The organism is Pseudoalteromonas atlantica (assembly GCF_043641955.1).
Taxonomy (GTDB): Bacteria; Pseudomonadota; Gammaproteobacteria; order Enterobacterales; family Alteromonadaceae; genus Pseudoalteromonas; species Pseudoalteromonas atlantica_A.
On the sequence record NZ_JBHZRV010000001.1, the window covers coordinates 367,771 to 386,964 of the forward strand.

The 19,194-nt window shown below is 39.7% G+C and carries 9 protein-coding genes; 3 read left to right on the forward strand and 6 right to left on the reverse strand.

Annotation, left to right across the window (positions count from 1 at the left end):
• Positions 1-93: 93 nt before the first annotated feature.
• Both ACHUE3_RS01575 and ACHUE3_RS01580 read right to left on the reverse strand, forming a co-directional pair.
• A complete protein-coding gene (locus ACHUE3_RS01575; RefSeq protein ID WP_394189502.1) occupies positions 94-1,923 on the reverse strand; it encodes a metallophosphoesterase in 1,830 nt (609 codons plus the stop codon).
• Between the two features lie 73 nt (positions 1,924-1,996).
• Complete coding sequence (locus ACHUE3_RS01580; protein WP_394189504.1) at positions 1,997-4,765, reverse strand: TonB-dependent receptor; 2,769 nt, start codon at positions 4,763-4,765, stop codon at positions 1,997-1,999.
• 172 nt (positions 4,766-4,937) lie between these two features.
• On the opposite strand from ACHUE3_RS01580, the gene ACHUE3_RS01585 reads away from it, so the two are divergent.
• The 3 genes from ACHUE3_RS01585 to ACHUE3_RS01595 all read left to right on the forward strand — a co-directional run bounded on the left by ACHUE3_RS01585 (position 4,938) and on the right by ACHUE3_RS01595 (position 9,411).
• A complete protein-coding gene (locus ACHUE3_RS01585; RefSeq protein WP_394189506.1) occupies positions 4,938-5,522 on the forward strand; it encodes an RNA polymerase sigma factor in 585 nt (194 codons plus the stop codon).
• A 60-nt stretch (positions 5,523-5,582) separates the two neighbouring features.
• Entirely contained in the window at positions 5,583-6,458 is an 876-nt protein-coding gene (locus ACHUE3_RS01590) for a FecR family protein (RefSeq protein WP_394189508.1), read from the forward strand.
• 100 nt (positions 6,459-6,558) lie between these two features.
• Positions 6,559-9,411: a TonB-dependent receptor gene (locus tag ACHUE3_RS01595; protein ID WP_394189510.1), complete on the forward strand. Its 2,853-nt coding sequence runs from the start codon at positions 6,559-6,561 to the stop codon at positions 9,409-9,411.
• 108 nt (positions 9,412-9,519) lie between these two features.
• Here the strand turns inward: ACHUE3_RS01595 and ACHUE3_RS01600 are convergent, their stop codons facing one another.
• From ACHUE3_RS01600 to ACHUE3_RS01615, 4 genes are all read right to left on the reverse strand, one after another.
• A complete protein-coding gene (locus ACHUE3_RS01600; RefSeq protein ID WP_394189512.1) occupies positions 9,520-11,862 on the reverse strand; it encodes a S9 family peptidase in 2,343 nt (780 codons plus the stop codon).
• Between the two features lie 526 nt (positions 11,863-12,388).
• Positions 12,389-13,300 (reverse strand): hypothetical protein, encoded by a 912-nt coding sequence (locus ACHUE3_RS01605; RefSeq protein WP_394189514.1) that lies wholly within the window; start codon positions 13,298-13,300, stop codon positions 12,389-12,391.
• Positions 13,301-13,307: 7 nt separating this feature from the next.
• Positions 13,308-14,774 (reverse strand): DNA recombination protein RmuC, encoded by a 1,467-nt coding sequence (locus ACHUE3_RS01610; RefSeq protein ID WP_394189516.1) that lies wholly within the window; start codon positions 14,772-14,774, stop codon positions 13,308-13,310.
• Positions 14,775-15,878: 1,104 nt separating this feature from the next.
• Positions 15,879-19,025, reverse strand: a complete 3,147-nt coding sequence (locus tag ACHUE3_RS01615) for an SNF2-related protein (protein ID WP_394189518.1) — start codon at positions 19,023-19,025, stop codon at positions 15,879-15,881.
• Positions 19,026-19,194 lie beyond the last annotated feature (169 nt).

A 19,194-nucleotide genomic window follows, 5' to 3' on the forward strand; every position in this document is an offset into this window, starting at 1 on the left:
TTTATGCTCGCGTTTTTATCTAGCTAATCCAACTGCAGAGCTGTTTAGCAGCTGTAAACCCCCATTACATAATACAAATTATTAATGCCTAAGTTATGGCGATACCGTACCCGCGGCACAGTTTTGCAACGACTTATTTTCTGACATATCAATAATCAAGCATTTATCAGGTAGCGCATGATTAAGGTTATCGTAAATACTAAATGCTTGAGTTAGGGCTGATTTTAGCTGACAAATGTTTTCACCTTTATGATTAGCGCTAACGGCGCACCTTGTATTGTTATTTAATAAGTTTGCCATGCTTTGATATGTTTGCTGAGTTGCTTGGCTAATATCAGCAAACGCAAGCGTTCCAGCGTTACGCACTAAGTAAAAGTCAGCGATAAAATCGAGCACAGTTTTAGCCTGTAAACTTTGTCGCTGTGCTTTAGATAACAAGCTCTCATCGTTAAACAAAACCATGACCTCTAATAACGACATAGCCAATACTTGCTCGCGAAAATCCTGTGGCCACTCACGAGGAATAAACCGCCATTGTGCTAAAGCTTGTAAGTGCATTTTACTATAACTTTGATAGTTACTCGCCGCTAAAATACGCTTATCCCACACTTGCTCAGGGTGATGTTTCAGTAAATAATCATGCTCTTTTTGGTAGGCACTAAATAACGAATCAAACTGAGCCACATCATCGATAGTCACAGTGTCTACTTTGGCCCACGGCTTATTCAAAGTAACGAGTTTATAAGCTGGTCTATAAGCCGCGATAGAAGGGGCCTGAATATTAAATAGAGTGTTCTGCTGTGTTTCGATGACAGAAGTATCATTCATATGCATATGGCCACCAATATGCAGCTTCAAACCGGTTTCAGCGAGTAGCTTACGAGTATCTCTCGTAGGCTCTCGAACTAACTGAAAAGCCGAATCACCAAACAGTGATTTAATCGACTGCGTTTGGCCATCGTAAAACTCTCCCATTGGAAAGTGGCTAAACGCTATCAATGTTTTATTTTGCTTTTTAGCACGCTCGACCACTTTGGTGATCCACTCTAATAAAAAGGGTTTCTCAGTGAGTACTTTGTTATAGCCGGCATTACCTGAACCTTGAAAAACCATAGAGCCATTTTTAAGCTCTGGAATATACACATTGGCATCAATGGCTAACAACCACAGCCCTGCAACTGGCTCCACTAAATAGCTGGTATCGGGTACTTGCTTGCAACTGGTTTTATCATTATGCGCGCATTGAGTATAACTGCGCTCAGTCAGCGACGGCTGTTTTCCAAACGGCGTTTCCCATAGCAAATCGCGGGTATCTGGTTGCAAACCAAATGGTGCCATTATATCTACAATCTCTTGATAACCTGCATGAGCTATTTTATCGCTGCATACTAACGCATTATTATCTTTAGCGTCGTTTTTACATCCTGGGTGATCGGTTGAATAAATACCCACTTGTTGCCCTAGCGGCCCCAAAAAATCAGCTTTGCCACCGGCGCTTTTGAATGGTTTAACAGGGTCATGATTACCAGGAATTGCGAAAAAGCGCATATCATGTTGCTTAGCATAATCCGCTAAAATAACTTTTAAACCATTTAAATGAACAGGCTGTCCATCATCAGTAAAATCTCCTGGAAGAGCGACCAGCTTTACTCCTCTAGCGGCAATATCATCTAGGGTGGCAATTAAGGCAAAGTAGTTTTCATTAAATAATCGAGTCGAGTGAATTTGCGCCTGCATGCTACGAATACTTACAGGTGCAGTGCCTTTACTTTGGGTAATACCATTAAACCCATCAGCAGAGTAATCTCCATATATATCGTGAAAGTGTATGTCGGGTACAAAGGCGATTTGCGTATTAGTGGCAGGTGCAGCATGTAACAATGTGCAGCTTAAAAAAATGAGCAGTGGCAGTAATAACTTCATATAAAATATCCTGAGGCTGAATAAAGCAAAAAACCGGAAGCACAATGCTTCCGGCTGTTATTGTTACCCAGCTTTAAAAAATCGCTCTAAAGCCTAGTGCAACACGTCGACCAGAGAACTCGTACATCGTTGGGAAAGCAGGATCAAGGGTGTAACCTGTAGTTTCTTCGTCAGTGATATTAATACCTTCGAGCGTTACTTTCATAGCGTCATTAATGTTGTAACCTAATGAAACATCTGTTTGACCATACGCGTCACGATAAACGGGATACATATCGCGCTCAATGTACTCTACGTATTTATCTTTGTAGTTATAAGAAATTCGCGCATCAAAGCTTTCATTCTCATAGTAAAAGGTCAGGTTATAAGTTTCATCTGCCAGTCCTTCTGGTGGTGTTGGGATACCTAAATCAGAAGCGCCCGTTAATGAGTTGTCTAATGTCGTGTAGTTAGCATTAATACCAAAGCCATCTAGCATATTATGAAAACGAACCAGCGGAATTTGCGCAATAAATTCAACACCGCTCACATCATACGAACCCTCGGCATTCACTTTTTGATAAACATCAAAGTCATACACGCCATCAACGGTGCCGTTATCATTATATTTAGTAACGCCATTAACCACACCTGTAAGCGACTCACGTACTACGCCTTCAATTTCTTTTTCAAAGTAAGAAACCGCTAATAAGCCACCTTCCTCTAAATACCATTCTAGGCCCACTTCCCATTGGTCCGCGTAAGTTGGTTTTAAGTCTGGGTTGCCGTCGCGGTACTTAAACTCACTTAAGCTCACTGTTCGTTTGTACGCAATATCCGTAAGTGCAGGTCGCATGAGTGTTTCTGAAGCCGCAGCTCGCAGTACTAAGTCATCATTAAGTTCAAGGGTAAAGTTTACGCTTGGCAGTAAGTCAGTGTAATTACCGCTTTTTGATATCGGTGCAGATGTATAATTTGTTGAACCATCATCGTTTTGTACTTGGTGATAACCTGATGAATTTACATCAGTATCAATATAACGCACACCAGTATTAAGCGTTGCAGGCATATCACCGATATCAAAGGTAAAATCAGCCATTGCATAAATAGCCGTGGTTTTTTCTTCTACCTGGTAATATTGGTCAGGTTCAAACTCAACCCCAAAGCCATCGTATCTAAGTTGATTACGAGCATAGCTGTTTGAGATTTGGCTCCAACCTTGCTTTGATGGCACCTCAGATAAATACTCGCCGCCATTGACCAAATCAGAAATGTTTGTCAGCTCACTGTCAGCTAAAGTACGCGTGCCAACCCACGATGAGTCCCCAGCAGATGGACCCGTTACACGGTTAGAGCCATAGTTACGCTGTTTTGATTTATCGGTATAACGCGCGCCAAATTGCACTTTAGTTAATGCAGGGAAGAATTCTAAATTTAAATGACGCGAAAAATCCAATTGCGCAGCATATTTATCATCAGAGATATCTTCAAGATTAACTTCATTATAATCAAACAAGTATGACTCTGGAGAGTTATACATGTCGAATGTATCGGCATTATCACTTGGTATTGTCTCTGCGCCAGTGCTGGTATAACGTGACCGCGTTGCGCGATAAGCGGTGTGCTTTAAATTGGTAGATTCTATTGATTTATCTGCGCCACTGTAGCCAATTAAACCATTGATATCCCACTCACCCACTAACCAATCCATTGCCAGGCTAAATTGTTGGTAGTCAGTTTCACTGCTGTGCTCTTTACTTAAAAACTCGTGCTGGGTCGCGGCGTAGTCAACATCAGTTAAAACGGTAATACCGTAGTCATTTAGTGTTGAACTGTCGTATTGATTAACACGCTCTAACGAACTAACACTCGATGCTGCATAGGCAGCAGCATCATACTCGTCTTCATGATCATCAAAATTCCCCAATAGCCCATCAAAAGTTAAACTAAATTCACTGCTCGGTTTATATTGTAATGAAAGCGTTGCACCCCATTTTTCTTGCTCTGTAAGATATGAACGATCGCCTACTTTATTTAAAAACACCACTCGACTCGTTTCGTCACTGTCAAAACGGTCGTTAATAGTAATACCCGTATCACGCTCTAACACATCAGCCGCTTGATCTGACTGCCACTGTGATGAGCCTGATTTTTCTAGCCAGCGTGAAAGCGGGCGAAAATCGATACCTGAGTTACTATCAGTACGGTTAGTTCGCTCGGAGTAAGCAACCGACGCAAGTGCGCCCCAGTCGCCAAACGTGTCGCTAGCTAAAAAAGCAAACTTAGGGTCTGTTTGTTCAGAGATTTCGTTGTATGCACCTTCAACCGATGCCACCAGTTTACGCCCTTCGTAGTCAAATGGACGTGCTGTTGTAATAGCAACAGAGCCTGCAATACCACCTTCTTCATCAGCAGCCGTTGGCGATTTTTTTACCGTAACACTTTGAATAATTTCAGACGCGAACATATCAAACTCTACGTCACGACCACCACTGCCCGATGCCGTTGCAAGATTATTAATAGACACAAAGGTAAACTCGCTCGGCAAACTACGTACGTTCACTTTTTGCCCTAACCCTTTATTTCGCTCAATGGTTACACCTGGCATACGCTGTAATGCTTCAGCTAGATTTTGCTCCGGGAAATCAGCAATATCAGAAGCGACGATTGAATCTGAAAAACCAATATTTGTCCGCTTTAGGTCAATCGCTTGTTCTAAACTTTTTATATAGCTGCCTGTAACGACGATCTGCTCCATCGCGTGATCTTCAGTCTCAGCTTCTTGTGCGTAGCTTGGTGCGACAAGTAAAGAGCTAAGTGCCAATGCTAACGGTGATAGGGTAAAGATTCGCTTAGTCATCATGTTGGTCCTGTTGTATGTATTACGACTTTAAATTGATTTCGCTTCTAATGACGCGGCAAAAAATTAATAGGGGACGTATTTATTCGATGAAGTTTTTATGTCGGTTTTGCGACACTACGCTCATAAAAATGTCATCAAATCATCATAAAAAGAGTGTCTCCTTTGCTCTAGTATGAGCGTCTATAAAATAACAAATGCTGTAAATAACGATTCAATGATGCCCCAAACTCAAACGCCGCAATCAATTTTAAGCAAACAAAAGCAATCAAATAGACCATTGGTTAAATGCTTTATTGCGAATCAAGATGCATTAAAAAGCTTCTTCCGTCGGGCTGTTGGCGAGCAAGCCGATGCCGATGACTTATTCCAAAAGCTGCTAATTAAAGCATTAAAAATTGAATCTACGGCCCATATAGATAACCCATTAGCTTATGGTTATCGGATGGCACATCATTTAGTGGTTGATCACCACAGAGAGCAAAACAAATCGCCAGAGAGCTTAGAGCATGAACCACAAAGCGAAGATCTTTCTTTAGATAGTTTGCTTGAACATGAGCAGCGGCTACGCTTGTATCAGCAAGTACTTACGCAAATGTCAGCACTGCGCCGTGATGTATTTATTCGTCGGCGTTTGCATGGTGAAAGCCGCCAACACATAGCGCAAAACTTAGGCTTGTCTGAAGAAGCGGTCAAAAAACATATCTCCCGTGCAATGGATATGCTCAAAGACGCCATAAGCGAATTTATTAGTGACTAAATGTCCCCTTAGTGAACGTTAAGTCGTTATATTAGTAATAGAGATAGATAGAGAAATTTAATGCATACCCCATTCAAACCTGATGATGAAAGTAATAAGCAGCTTGAAAAAGCAATTTGGCAAGACGCGGCACTCATTGAAGCATTACAAAAAGCAGATTCACAGCAAAAGTTGGATGAGCCCAGTGCAATAACGCCTCGCAGAAAGAATCCCTTATTAATGTGGGGCAGTGCGGTCGCAGCATCTTTCATTATGGCATTTATTGGCTTAACTCACTTAAGCAATTCAACTACACCTCAAGCATCAACACTAGTCGCGGCGCAGCAGTTTTTTGCAAAAAAAGCATCTGATATTACTTTATCGGACGGCACAGAGGTCGCATTAAATACGCAAACTAACTTACAATTTAATGAGAACGATAAAACCAGACAAGCCACTTTGAGTAAAGGTGAAGCATACTTCTCAGTAAAACGAGATGAGCAGCGTCCATTCACGATTAATACAGGCAACGCCACAATTAGTGTACTGGGTACTGCTTTTAATGTTGATAAAACCTTACGAGAAACGACGATTGATGTATTTCACGGCAAAGTTGCAGTTAATACTGCAAATAATTCAAAACAAGTAGAAATAGTTAAAGGCCAGCGTGCACGTGTCATTGATAATGATATTGTTGTTACTTCATTCAAAGCAACACAACCAGACTGGCAACTCGGCTGGCTAGATTTAGAGAATGTAACAATTAACAATGCAATTTTTCAGCTTAATCGTTATACCGATAAACCGTTAGTGTTAAATAACGTTGATACCCAACTGCGTGTTAGCGGCCGCTTTAAAACCACAGATGTTGTAGGCGCAGCGACACTAATAGCGCAATTAAATCAACTTGAAATCAATAGTTTTGACGACAGTGTTGTATTAAGCCCGATAGAGTAATGAGCGAGTTTATTTACCTTGAAATTATGGGCGCTGTCATAAATTGTTCATCTAAGTTCTTCACACTTAGAGTTTAATGAGATTGAAAGGCCGTTCAAAGATGTTACGTATAAGCTGTTTATTATGTGTAGCACTTGTGGGCCTTAGTTTTACAGTGAAGGCAACAACGGGCTCAAGTTTAATAGAGCAGCTTACCCATTTTTCTGAGCAATATAATACGGCATTAATTTACGACACCCAATTACTCAGAGGGTTAACGCAAGAACCAGCCCAAAATTCAACTCTCGAAAGTACACTAAATCAACTACTGAAACCTCACCAATTAAGCTGGAAAAAAACACCCGCTGGTATCGTTATTTTCAAAACACCAGTAGCAAATAAGGCACCTTCGTCAACAAAAAAAACTAGGTATCTAGAAGAAGTTACAGTGACCGAGCAATTACCCAAAGCTTCCTCTGCACAAGCCTACAATACTAATTACCAGCAGGCAGTGAGTTATGCGCAACAAGTAAAAAGTGATTATGCAGGGGAAAGTGAAGTTGCAATTGGCGCTATGCTGACACAATTACCCGCTGAAAACCTAGCCGAAGCATTACAAGCCGTACCGGGCTTAAGTATTACTCGTGATCGGGGTGAAGCACTTAACATCAATGCCATGGGGCTAGGCGCTGAGTACCAATTAACGCTTTTTAATGGTCGCCGTCTAGCTAATACAGAAAACGTGCGCAACTCAAATCAGTATGGACAGCAACATAGGTTTGATATTTTCAGCGCTGGATTATTCTCAAATATCACGGTATTTAAAACCACAGATCCAAGCTTACCAAGTGGTGCTATAGGGGCGACAGTAAACTTATTGAGCGATGATCCGCTGGCATATGAAGAAAATAACCTACAAATCATGTTAACTGCAGCAACTTTAGAAGGTGACCGTAATTTTCAACCGAGCTTCGGCTTAACCGCAAATGGCAAAAGCGACAACATAGGTGTTATTTTCAAAGTGAACTATGAAAACCGCTTACAACGCCAATATCAATTTGAAAGCTGGCACTGGGGTGACAACGGTGGTGCCCCGAGTGAGTATCAATGGCCTGGATTAGACGATAAAACTTTAGTCCCTACAGATGGTTTAGCTATTACCATCGAAAACGAAGATCGCACTCGCGCAACTTATTACAGCGCTTTAGCATGGCAAGCTTCAGATCATTTAACACTCAATACACTTTGGTTTAGGTCCGATACTGACTTTTCGTTTGATGAACATAGACTTGGGCTCAGTCCTCAGAGCCAAACTGCAATAGCACAGGTTTCAACACCACAAAATAGTATAGATAAGTTCTTCTTTAATAATGTAAATGCTAAAACTAGTCGTGAAGAGTCCAACTTATATTATGCTAATCAAACGGTGCAAATTGACGCACGCTGGCAACCAAATGAGTATATACCATTATCACTCTCTCCTTTTTATAGCCACAGTGAAGCAAAAAGCGATACGAAAGAGCCTATCACGAGAGTACATGCAGCACTTTCCACTATGGATGCCTATGTTGATTTACAAACTGACTCTTTAAATGATTACCGCTTTAGCCGTAATTTAGGCCTTGTTAATAGCTATTCGCATATCAATCAAATGAGTAAACGTACTATCAATGTACTAAATGAAGTGAATGAATGGGGAGTTGATGGCAGCTGGCATAGCTCAACTGATTTTGGTTTTCAGCATTTGCAATTTGGCTTTTTAAGTTCAAAACAACAGTATAGTTATACTCGCAGAGATATTAGTTTAGATCCTCAATCTTTAAACGATCTACCTAAATTAGATGGCCGCTGGCTTGAACCAATTCAGCACAGCTTTAGTACTAGTTTTATAAATTCTGAAGTACAGTCGTGGCTGATCCCAAAAAGCGATTTATTTCAACTCTATGATATTAATTTACCGTTTAATAATATTACTGATAACGACTACCTTAATAGCTATCAAGTCAGTTTTGAATCAAAGGAGGGATATTTATCTTCGAAGTGGCAATTAGCAAACGTTACTTTAAACGTAGGGCTGCGTTACAGTGATACATTAAATGAGACGCAAGGTGCCCAGCTTACAACTGATGGTGAATTAGCACTTTTAAATAACAATCATCATCATAATTTTTGGCTACCTTCAATTAATATTAAGTGGCAACCATCAGCAAATTGGCAATGGCGAACGAGTTATAGTCGTTCGATTAACCGGCCGAACTACTCGGATCTTAATCCTAAGCTACATGTGAACTCAGGTGGTTTACCTTATGCCGAGCTGGGTAACCCAAATTTAGAGCCTGTTATTGCTAATACCAGCACGCTCTCAGTTAATCGGTTGCAAGAAGATTTAAGCTTACAACTACTAGCCTTTAATCATCATATGGATAACTTTATTGTTGAACAAACTAAAACGATTAACTATAAAGGGCTAGATTATATTTCGCTACAACAAACTAACGACGGCAAAGCGACTATAAATGGTTTACAGGCTAGTTCGCAATGGCAACTCCCCCTATACAGCCCATGGTTTTTACAAAGCCAATTATCAGCAAACCTAACTCATATAACAAATGCTGACGTTATAACTGCAGATGCAAATAACTTTGATGTTGAAGGGATCTCGGATTGGACTGGTAACCTGCGCTTTTTGGTCAGTGATGATAAATGGCAAGCAGCAATTAATATAAACTATCGTAGTGACTTTTTAGAGCAGCGTGATATCAGTAATAACGCTGATACCTATGTTGAAGATTACACCAGCACCGACTTAAGTTTCAGCTGGTTTTACTCAGCCAGTGCAAGTCTTCGCTTAGATGTATTTAATGCCACCAATGAAACGCTTACTCGCAGCGCCAAAACGGACAACGCCAGCTCCTTAATGAAAATCGAAGAATTTGGCCGCCGTTTTGTAGTAAGCCTGTCATTAAAAATATAAATTTGCCACAAGTAAGCTCGCTTTTGTAAACCCCCGTTACACTTTGATTAAAAAAGCCGCACACTAATAATTAGTGTGCGGCTTTAGTATTTTATTTTTTTAAAGCGATTACTTGTTTAATAAGTGCTTTTCAAAAAACTCAGCCATCATAGTATGGTAATGCAAGGTGGTGCCTTTGCCTTCACGTAGGCTGTGTGAGCGGTTAGGGTATGAGAAAAACTCAAACTGTTTGTTGTACTTAACAAGTTCATCAATTAAACGCTCTGAGCCTTGGTAATGCACGTTGTCATCGCCAGTGCCGTGAATAAGCAGTAGCTTACCGGTTAGGTTTTTAGCAAAGGTAATTGGCGAGGTGTTATCGTAGCTCTCAGGGTCTGTATTTGGGTTACCCGCATAACGTTCTTGGTAAATAGTGTCGTATAAACGAATATCAGGCACGGGTGCTGAGGCTATACCCACTTTAAATTTATCACCATGGCGGAACAATAAGTTAAGGGTTGAGCTACCGCCCCCAGAGTGGCCCCACACGCCAACGCGGTCGGTGTCTATTACATCCCAACGTTTGGCCATGGCATCTAGCGCATCAACTTGGTCTTGCACGGTGACAGAGCCAATTTTTTTATAAATCGATTTGCGCCAATCGCGGCCTTTGGGTGCGCGTGTACCACGGTTATCAACCGATGCGACAATAAACCCTTTTTGCGTTAATAATGATTTATACAAGTAGCTATTGCCTTCATAGCGGTCTTGTACTGTTGAGCCCCACGGTTCGCCGTATACGTAAAAAACAATCGGGTATTTTTTACTTTTATCCATGTTCTCTGGGAACATAATGTAACCGTCAAGCTCGGTGCCATCCTGCGCATTCACTTTAAAAAACTCATGGTTTGGTAAGCTTAGCTCAGCCAGTTTTTCTTTCAGTTCATTATTTTCAACTAAGGTTTTAACATTACTGTGATCGTTCACGTTAATGATTTGCTTTGTAGGCGGCGTACCAAATTTAGAATAGCTGTGCATTGCCCATGAGGCATCTTTTGACATGTAATAGCTGTTTGAGCCTTCAAATTCTTCAGGGGTTACACGCACAGGTTTGCTGCTACCATCCAGTGGCGTGCTGTACAAATAACGCTGACCAGGATCGTTTGGTGAGGCAATAAAATACATAACATTTTCGTCTTCATTGATAGTGAGCATATCAACAATATCGTAATCACCAGGCGTTAGGTCAATAATGGTTTTGCCATCGCGCGATACACGGTAAAGATGACGCCAGCCGTCACGCTCGCTATGCCAAATAAAGAACTTGCCGTCTTTTGACCAATTGGCTTTATAAAACCATTCGATAAACGCATCGTCTTTGTCTTCTAAAATTTTAGTCAGTTGCTGCTTTTGCCAGTCAAACAACCATACCTTGTTGTGACTTTGCGGGCGGTTTAAGTCTTGAATCATTAACTCATCCCCAGTACCTGCCCAGCTGATGCGCGGAATGTAGCGATCGCGGTTGTCGCCTTCAAGTTTTGCCCAACGGGTTTGTTTATCGGCAAGGCTTACCACGCCAACACGAACAGCAGAGTTAGTTTCACCCGCTTTAGGGTAAGGGAATTCTTTAAGAGTAGGGTAGAGCTCATCGGTGTTGTTGATCATAGTGAAAAACTTCACATCACTGGTATCAAGCTGCCAATATGCGATTGATTTGTTATCGGGGCTCCAACGAAAGCCATCCGCAATAGTGAACTCTTCTTCGTACACCCAATCAAAATTACCGTTCACGATTGTGGCGCTGCCATCGGTTGTGAGTGCTGTTACGTCATTGCTGCCAACCGCTTGCATATAAATATTGTTGTCGCGCACATACGCCACTTTTGAGCTATCAGGCGAGAATTTAGCGAACATGAGCTTAGTTGGTTCAACGTCTGCGCCACCTAATTGTTGTAATTGGTTAGTCTCTAGGTTGAGTAACCAAAAGTCCCCGCGGCTGCGTGAGCGCCAAACTTGCTCGCTATTGGTAAATACCATCAGCCACTTACCATCTTTTGACCACTGGTAGCTTTCTATTGCCAACGGCTCTTCAGCGCCTTCTGGGTGTAGTTTTTCAAACTCAACTAATACCTTACGGCCCGTGCCATCGGCATTGTAAAATACGATATCGTTGCCTTTTACGCCGTGTTCTTTTTCATCATCAGCTTTGGCATTCTCAGTGTTTTCTTTTTTATCTTTTTCGCTTTCACGTTCTTCAAGCACTGTATAGCCAGTGCCATCATCAAGCCATTTAAAGTAAGTGCTACGTTGTGCTTTAAAGTATTTATCTTTATAGATTTGCTCAAGGGTGAGTGGGTTACTAACTTGGCTCACCGCAGTGTTTCCTGTGGTATTTTGTGTCATTGAACAGCCTGATAACGAAAGCCCAGCCAGTACTGAGAGTACTAACACTGAGGATTTGAATAGTTTCATGTGAGGTCCTAAAGTAAGGTAATGCTTTTGTTATTGTTAAATAATGTCTTGCGATAAGCTTACTTTAGCAAACTTTCTCAGTTAATAGTTTATAGCTTATCGCAGAGATCTACCCATCCGCCTCAAGTATTGCATGCAATATACAATAAAGCATCATTTTATTAGTCATACTGTTACCTTGGTTCCTTTATACGGGCAGAACGCTGTACAAGGCATTGTTAGTAAAATAATGATCTCTATAAAGGTCGGCGTGTTGAGAAATACTGGCCACTTGCGCAATTGACATTTCACTTTTTTAACCGTCAAATATGTGCTCTGCGCTTATATGTGCGACATACAATGAGGGAGACATTTCAGCTAAACTGGCTGTTTCTCCCACATGTAGCCACTATTAAGCCATCGAATAAATAAGTACCTGGATGATCAACATAACTGTAATGGGGGTTTACACGGGTAATTATTGGCGTCGCTTGCTCTTCAATTTTATCAACTACATAAAGACCAAAATCATTACGTGATTCTGTTGTTAGTTCACTTTATTTGCAGCAAACATTAATTTTAGCCACCTTAAATCTTTTGCTTCTAAATTTGCTTGCTTATGGAGTGAGGGATCATTGAAAACCTCTTTATAAACGTGGCAAATAGCCACTTCAGTTAGCTCACGCCAGTTTTCATCTTGAAACTCGGGTAAGTGCCCATCCGCTAAATTAAAACTGGAGAGCGGATCGTGTTCAGCCTCTGTTGTTCTTAGAGTAAGGTCAAGTTCTTGTAGAATTGGGTTGATGACCTGCACCGTGTTGGCCGCTTCAAATTCATCAATAATCGAGCTTTGCGCTGCGTTGATTTCTTTTTCGAGCTGATACCGAGACAGCTTATCTGCAGAAGCACGTAAGCCATACTTATTGAGTAGGCCTGTTATGCTAGGAAGCACTGCTTTAGCCGCGATACCGGCTCCTAACAATGGGTTAGCAATAGCGGCTAGGCCACCCACCAACAGCATGCCATAAGTGAGCTTTCGGTCTAATTCATCAATACTATTTGCCAACTCCTGCAATGTATTTGTTTGTCCAACAGCTTGTTCACGCATAATTTCATCGGTGCTATGCAACATATACTCACGAAGACCCACTTCAGCATGCTCATGAGCAAAGTGAAAAACGCGCCGTTTTGGTAGATTATTTACTTCAGGTACGCCTTTAGGTAAGCATCGCATGGTATGCAGTGCAAATTTATACTCAGATAATTCAAAAGGAATAACAAAGTAGTGTTTCTCATCATATGAAGTGGGGGTTTGCTTACCAAAATGCTCCAAAGACATAAAAATAGGCAGCCCGTTGAGCTTTTCAGTGACTAAAACCACCCCTTTGTTGAGCTCATCCATAAACTGACCCGACGTCGACTTTAACGCAGCAATTCCTTTGTTTATCAGGTTTTTCATATGAGTGTTAATCCAGCTCTAATTGCGCCCGCTCGAGGCTTTCTTTTGGTAATTCTTTTTGTACTGAAACACCAAGCTCTTTAAATTCTGCCGCTTTTTTAATTAAGTTACCCTTACCTCGGTATAACTGTGAAAACGCTTTATCGTAGCTTTCTTTGGCTTTATCTAACTGTTTACCTACGCCTTCCATACTGGTTAAAAACCCATTGAGCTTGTTGTAAAAACGCTCAGCTCGATTTGCCAGCTCTTTTGAGTATTTAGTTTGCTCTTCAAAACGCCATAACTGTTTTACAATATTTAAACTGGTTAGCAGGGTAGTGGGGGTTGCAACCAGTATATTTTGCTCTATCGCTTGTTGGTAAATATCACTTTGGTATTTGAGTGCTTCAACAAATGCAGATTCAATAGGCACAAACATAATCACCACTTCAGGTGAGTTAAGCCCAGGTAAGCGGTCGTATGACTTACTGGCAAGTTCGTTAATTCGTGCTTTAACGGCTTCAACATGCTCTTTAATAGCTTGTTGTGCTTGCAGGTCGTCATCGGCATTTACAAAGCGTGTGTAGGCATTCAACGATGTTTTGGCATCAATAACCAAGTGACGACCTTGTGGTAAGTAAACTACAACATCAGGGCGCAGGCGGCCGTCTTCAGTATTAAATGACACTTCACGCTCGTAATCCGTGCCTACACGCAAACCCGCGCTATCTAGCACGTTTTCAAGCATAAGTTCACCCCAATTGCCTTGAGTTTTCTTTTGTCCTTGTAGCGCATTACTGAGCTTATCTGCTTGCTCAGTAATAGCTTGGCTCTTAGCTTGTAAGTGTAGTAACTCAATTTTAAGCGCTTCACGTTGTTTTGAGTCTTCGACGTGGATAGATTCTAGTTTATCCCTAAAGCCTTTAAGCTCACCTTGTACAGGTTTAAGCAATTGCTCAATGCTTTCTTGATTAAGGGTCTTAAACTGTTTTGATTTATTTTCTAAAATTTGATTTGCTAGATTTTCGAATTCTTTTTTAAGCTGCTCTTTACTGTCATTAATGTGTTGCAGTTGCTGCTCAAAATGCATTTGTTTTTGCTCAAGCTCAGTACGAAGTGAATTAAGCTCAACATCACGGGCATTATATTCAAAGCGCAATGATGTTAAGTCAGCCTCTGCTTTTTGCCAATAATGGTTATATTGTTGACTCTGTTTTTCTTGCTCAGTAAGGCGAGTTTTAAAGTATTGAGCTTCATCGCGCTGACCTAGGTAGTCTTGCTCTAGCGACGTATGCTGATCAAGTAAAGTGGTATAATGGGATTGCTTGTCATTAAGCTGCGTTTGCAATAACGCCAGTTCTTGCTGTTGCGTGCCTAGTTGTTGTCGATAAGACTTACGACGCACAGCGCTTATAACACCAAAAAGCACAGCGCTCGCAGCAAAGCCAACCCCAACACTCAACCAATCAATATTTGTAAGTAACTGTATATACATAAATAAACTTAATTAACCATAAGACCATTTATCATAGCGAATTACCCGCGAGCAAGATAGTTGTTAAACAGCTTGGACATAACAATACAAAAAAATAAATACCTATTAAGCCTGTAAAACTGACGTAATTGTTTTTTCGAGGCATAAAAAAGCCAGCCTAATTAATGGGCTGGCTGATTATTACTAAATTTAGTAACAAATTTGGGAAATCAACATGATGCATACACGAACTGCAATTCAACTGCATGCCTAATAATAGACGTTAACAAAAGAGATTAGTTCCAAAAACTTTTAACTAATTTGATCTTATTGGGCATAAAAAAACCAGCTCAATTTGAGCTGGTCAAAATTACTATAAATAAGTAACTAAATAGGGAAATCAACATGATGCATGTGCAAACTGCAATTTAACTACATGCCTAATAATAGACATTACCGATGAAAGTTAGTTCAAATAAATGTGATCTTTTTAGGCATAAAAAAACCAGCTCAATTTGAGCTGGTCAAAATTACTATAAATAAGTAACTAAATAGGGAAATCAACATGATGCATGTGCAAACTGCAATTTAACTACATGCCTAATAATAGACATTGCCAATAAAAGTTAGTTCAAATAAATGTGATCTTTTTTAGGCATAAAAAAACCAGCTCAATTTGAGCTGGTCGAAATTACTATAAATAAGTAACTAAATAGGGAAATCAACATGATGCATGTGCAAACTGCAATTTAACTACACGCCTAATGATAGACATTACCGATGAAAGTTAGTTCAAATTGATTTGATCTTTTTAGACATAAAAAAACCAGCTCAATTTGAGCTGGTCAAAATTACTATAAATAAGTAACTAAATAGGGAAATCAACATGATGCATGTACTAACTGCAATTTAACTACATGCCTAATAATAGACATTACCGATGAAAGTTAGTTCAAATTTATTTGATCTTTTTAGGCATAAAAAAACCAGCTCAATTTGAGCTGGTCGAAATTACTAAAATAAGTAACAAATATGGGAAATCAACATGATGTATGTATAAACTGCAATTTAACTACATACATATTAATAGACCGCGGTTATTTTGATCAGTTCAATAAAATTGCACTATTTTATTAAACTCAACATTTGTTGCTCATCAAATAGGGTGAAACTCATTGATTTATCAGTAAAAAGAGCATCAACGAGCGCTTGTTTTTCTTGCTGCATTTTATATACTTTTTGTTCTATCGAATTAGCCATAATAAGTTTATAAACAAATACCGGATTAATTTGACCAATACGATAAGCACGATCAGTAGCTTGCTTTTCAACGGCTGGGTTCCACCAAGGATCAAAGTGAATTACGGTATCTGCTTGTGTTAAGTTAAGGCCGGTACCGCCAGCTTTCAAACTAATTAAAAAAACCGATGTTACGCCTTCGGTAAACTGCCCTATGACTTTATCACGATGTCGCGTTTGCCCAGTTAACAAGCTAAAAGGAATAGCCTGGCTTTGCAGTTGCTCGGCAATAATATCCAGCACAGAAGTGAATTGGCTGAATATAATGATTTTTCTACCTTGTTCTAGCATTGTAGGAATATGCTGGCTTAACCAATTTAGCTTAGCGCTCTTAGCTAAAGTATTATTGTCAATTAACTTAGGATGACAACATATCTGCCGCAATTTTAATAATGCGTCTAGAAATGCGAGTTTACTTTTTTGTACACCTTGAGCAGCAAATAGGTTAACCATTTTTTCTTCGAGCGTATCTGTAATTGATTGGTACAGTGCTTTTTGCTGTTCTTCAAATTCAAACTCTTTTATGAGTTCGGTTTTCGGCGGCAGCTCTTGGGCAACCTCTGCCTTAGTACGACGTAGAATAAATGGCATTATCAATGCTTTTAACTCATTTGCTCTTTGGGTATCTGAATCACGTTCTATGGGAAGCTGAAAATGACTCTTAAAATGTGCTTGCGAACCAAGTAACGAGCTCATTGCAAAATCAAGTAATGATTTAAGTTCAAATAAGTTATTTTCAATCGGTGTACCACTTAAGCACAATTTGAATGAGGCGTTTAAACGCTTTACTAATCGAGATATCTGCGCGCTGTCATTTTTGATATATTGGGCTTCATCAAGAACAATATTTTCAAAGTGAAGGGGCGTGTAATAGGCAATATCCCTTTTTAATAAAGGATAGGTTGTAAGAATACAATCAGCCTGACCCAAGTGCTGCAATTGTTCAACACGCGCTGAACCAAAGATTGTGGTTACTTTTATATTGCTAGCAAATTTGCTCATTTCATTTTGCCAATTACTAACAAGACTGGTTGGGCATACAATTAGAGTAGGACCTGATTGAAGGGTTTGTTTAGTACTGGCTAAAAACGCAATGACTTGAAGAGTTTTGCCTAATCCCATGTCATCCGCTAATATGCCGCCTAGCTGATGACGCTTTAAAAAGTGTAGCCAGTTAACTCCTTGCTGCTGATATTCACGCAGTTTCACTCCCTCATTTAAGTCTGGCTGCACGAGCATATAAGTTGAATCTTCTGCTTTTAAGTCGTTAAGATAATTGTCTAAATTACTATCATTAATAGTCACATTGATACAATTTAGCTCGACGAGTTCCGGCAAGTAAGAAAGCGGGATAAGTAGTTCATCTCGCGTTTTTATAAACTCAAAGCGCTTGATAAACTCACAAAGAAGTTTAAAAACTTGCTTCTCTATTACAGCAAAAGCTTTTCCTTGTTTAAAATAATAAAACAAGTCACTTTGACGATTTAATGATTGGTAATCGGGGTTATCATTAATTAGTAAACTAGCAGCTTTATATTTTGAGATCATTATTTTACTAACAATTTGATGTCCTTTGCCACGTGTGATCTCTAGATTGACGGGAACAAGTGATTTTTTTATACGTAAGTTTTTGTCACAAACCTGCCATCCACGTTTACGTAAATTAGGTAGCACTTCAAATTTAAACCAATGTTGAAATGCATCTATTTGTTTATTATATATAAACTTATTCTGTAAAGCCCCTTTACACACGTTAAAGCCAAGGTTGGTTAACTCGGTTAAAACCGTATTTTCAAGGGCTAAGTTGAGTAACTCTTTGGGAGCGGCATTAGGCGCAAAAGTAGCACCTTGATAATTAAAACCAAGTGTTAAAGTGAGTTCCTTATTATCATTATTAACTTCTATTTCTGCAAAAGTATCAGCATGACGCTTAACCTTTTTACCTTCCTTTTGTTGGTAATGAGGAATAACACCATCGCCAAAGTTTGCGCTAATTTGTTTAAACACACGTTCAAAATTTGCTGTATGTACACCAGGCATCGCTTTAATATGAGCAACCTCTTCGCCGCTTAAAGGTGTGCGAATACGACCAACCTTAAGCGTATCGGTATCTAAATATGTTGGCGGCGTTGTTTTTATTAATAACCAAGAAGGCTTATCATTAATAGTAGTGTTGAGTTGAATTAAATCGTTTGATTGGGTCCAACTAAAATTAAGATCAACAGCGCTGTCTGGGCAAATGGCTTTACGAGAACGACCAAAAAACAAACGCCCTGTAGCAATTAATTGTTGTAATGCTGCAAAACCCCATTGCCCTTTTAATTCAAGATTACCTAATGCATTTTGTGAACGAATCCAGCTGAACAGCCTAAAATCAGTTTCAAGCAAATCAGCTGGAGTAACAAAACTATTTAGTTGTTGATCAGTAAGACTTCGCCCTAAAGTGTACTGCTCATTATTTGAAAAAGACGCTATTTTTGGCGTTACTATTAATTTATTCGCTTCAACCTCAAGCACAAACAATAATACATTTTTAGCACTTCGGTCATCTGTTTGCTTAATGGTGCTAAGTTCATCAAACCAATCATTAATAATATAGTCTTGTCCGTATTCACCTGAATGATCAATTTTCAGTTTAAGTAATACGGCTGCTAAATGACGACAACTTGTTTTGGCTTTGCATGAGCAATGCCTTTCAACAGAAAAACCGCCATTTAATTTTTTTATCTCAATATGTTGAGTGAAAGTGCTACCTTCATTACCAAACATAGACGCATCAATGATTGAAAAATCTTTATTGTGTTCTAAAAAATTGATCTGTCCGTTGGCTAAGTACTCCTTAGCTTGATTAAGAACATGAGGCTTGAAGAGCTGTTTAATAAACCTTTCAGAAAGTGGAAATAAGGTTTCTTGTTCTTGTTTTATCTCTTCAAAAATAGCAAGAAGATCAGACTTTGATAAGTTAGCAGACATAACGCCCAAAGCAGTATGAATAAAAAGTAATTTTACCAGTATATGATTTATCGTCTTCCAGCTAAAGGCTTAATCGAATAAAACACACTGGTTGGAGTAGCTTAGTTGGTAAAAAATCGGTTTATCAACAAAAATTGGGCAGACAAAACAAAACACACACAACTAAGCC

Excerpts from the sequence above, each read along its gene's own strand:
- ACHUE3_RS01575 (WP_394189502.1), bottom strand. The coding sequence starts at position 1,923 with ATGAAGTTATTACTGCCACTGCTCATTTTTTTAAGCTGCACATTGTTA.
- ACHUE3_RS01580 (WP_394189504.1), bottom strand. The coding sequence starts at position 4,765 with ATGATGACTAAGCGAATCTTTACCCTATCACCGTTAGCATTGGCACTT.
- ACHUE3_RS01585 (WP_394189506.1), top strand. The coding sequence starts at position 4,938 with ATGAGCGTCTATAAAATAACAAATGCTGTAAATAACGATTCAATGATG.
- ACHUE3_RS01590 (WP_394189508.1), top strand. The coding sequence starts at position 5,583 with ATGCATACCCCATTCAAACCTGATGATGAAAGTAATAAGCAGCTTGAA.
- ACHUE3_RS01595 (WP_394189510.1), top strand. The coding sequence starts at position 6,559 with ATGTTACGTATAAGCTGTTTATTATGTGTAGCACTTGTGGGCCTTAGT.
- ACHUE3_RS01600 (WP_394189512.1), bottom strand. The coding sequence starts at position 11,862 with ATGAAACTATTCAAATCCTCAGTGTTAGTACTCTCAGTACTGGCTGGG.
- ACHUE3_RS01605 (WP_394189514.1), bottom strand. The coding sequence starts at position 13,300 with ATGAAAAACCTGATAAACAAAGGAATTGCTGCGTTAAAGTCGACGTCG.
- ACHUE3_RS01610 (WP_394189516.1), bottom strand. The coding sequence starts at position 14,774 with ATGTATATACAGTTACTTACAAATATTGATTGGTTGAGTGTTGGGGTT.
- ACHUE3_RS01615 (WP_394189518.1), bottom strand. The coding sequence starts at position 19,025 with ATGTCTGCTAACTTATCAAAGTCTGATCTTCTTGCTATTTTTGAAGAG.